This is a genomic window from Phenylobacterium sp., from assembly GCF_030693805.1.
Taxonomy (GTDB): Bacteria; Pseudomonadota; Alphaproteobacteria; order Caulobacterales; family Caulobacteraceae; genus Phenylobacterium.
The window spans coordinates 1-1,360 of record NZ_JAUXZW010000303.1; the positions used below are offsets into that span (position 1 = coordinate 1).

The 1,360-nt window shown below is 65.7% G+C and carries 1 protein-coding gene; it reads right to left on the reverse strand.

What is annotated here, in order from left to right:
* A partial coding sequence (locus Q8M88_RS11660) for a molybdopterin oxidoreductase family protein (protein WP_305597326.1) occupies nt 1-1,328 on the reverse strand: 1,328 nt, incomplete at its 3' end.
* Between the last annotated feature and the right edge of the window lie 32 nt (nt 1,329-1,360).

The following is a 1,360-nucleotide window of genomic DNA, read 5'->3' on the forward strand; positions in this document are numbered from 1 at the left end:
TCCGCCAGTTGTCGACCCGAGCGACCGGACAATAGCGACAGCCGCTCTGACTGATCGAGGCGTTCACGCCCGAAGAGTTCGAGCGCCAGGTCCCAGGATGGCGCAACGGGAGACAAAGCCCAGACGAGCGTTGCGCGGTCCCCGACGAAGGCGGCCCCCGAGAGAAGGCTCTTGGTTTCGTCCATCAATTGTATGACGTCTTCGCTCGCGGCAGCGGTGCGGATGACGTCTGTCCAGGCGTCATCGGAAAGGTCGGCGGCGACGCGATAGCCGTGGCCATTGGCGACGGCGACGCGCGCCCACCACACGCCCTCGGGCAGGGATATCGAGTAGCGGGAGAGGAGAAAGCCCTGCCGCGCGAAGCGCAGAGGCGTGACGATCGCGGGCGTCGCCTTCGATTCCGGCTGTCCCGAGAAAGGGTCGACGAAGGGCGCGACAAGCGCTCCAATGCGCGCATCCGCGGCCGTTTCGTCGGTCCAGTGAATCGGCGCGAAGATATGTCCCGCAGGTTGACGATCTGTCGCCACCGCGCGCAAGACGCAACTCCCGTAAGGCGTGGCGACGCGGGCGAATCCGCCGTCTTCCGCGCCAAGACGCATCGCGTCCGACGGATGGATCTCGACGAAGGGTTCAGGAAGATGCCGCGCAAGGCGCGGGCTCGCGCCGCTGCGCGTCATGGTATGCCACTGATCGCGGATGCGACCGGTGTTGAGCCGAAGCGGAAAGTCCCGCGTCAATTCAGTCGCCAAGGCCGGCGTCGCCAACGCGATGAATTTCCCTCGTCCGCCTCGACAGAAAAAGCCGCCGTCGGCGAAGAGGCGCGCCCGGCCCTTGCCCTTGTCATCAGGGACCGGCCATTGCGTCGGCGCGAGCGCGTCATATTCGGCGTCGCTTAAGCGCGCGAGACCGCCAATGTCGAACGCGCGCGTTGCGTCATTCTCGAACGCCGAAAGCGCGGCGTGTTCGCGAAAGACGTCCGCGACCGCTCCGTAGTCGAAACCTGCAAAACCCAGGCGTCGCGCGACATCGGCGAAGAGCGCCCAGTCGGCGCGAGTCTCTCCCGGCGGCGGTAGAAAAGCGCGCTGACGCGAGATGCGGCGCTCGGAATTCGTCACTGTGCCGCTCTTTTCGCCCCACGCCTGCGCTGGCAGGAGCAAATGCGCGCCACTATTGATCGTGTCGTTCGACGCCACATTGTCCGAGACGATGAAGAGTTCGAGCTTGCTGAGAGCAGCGCGCGCGGCATTGGCGTTTGGAAGCGAGGCCGCCGGATTGGTGCCGACGACCCACAGCGCCTTGATGTCGCCGCGCGCGATGGCGTCGAACATCTGCACGGCCTTCAATCCCTCACGCGTCGCCA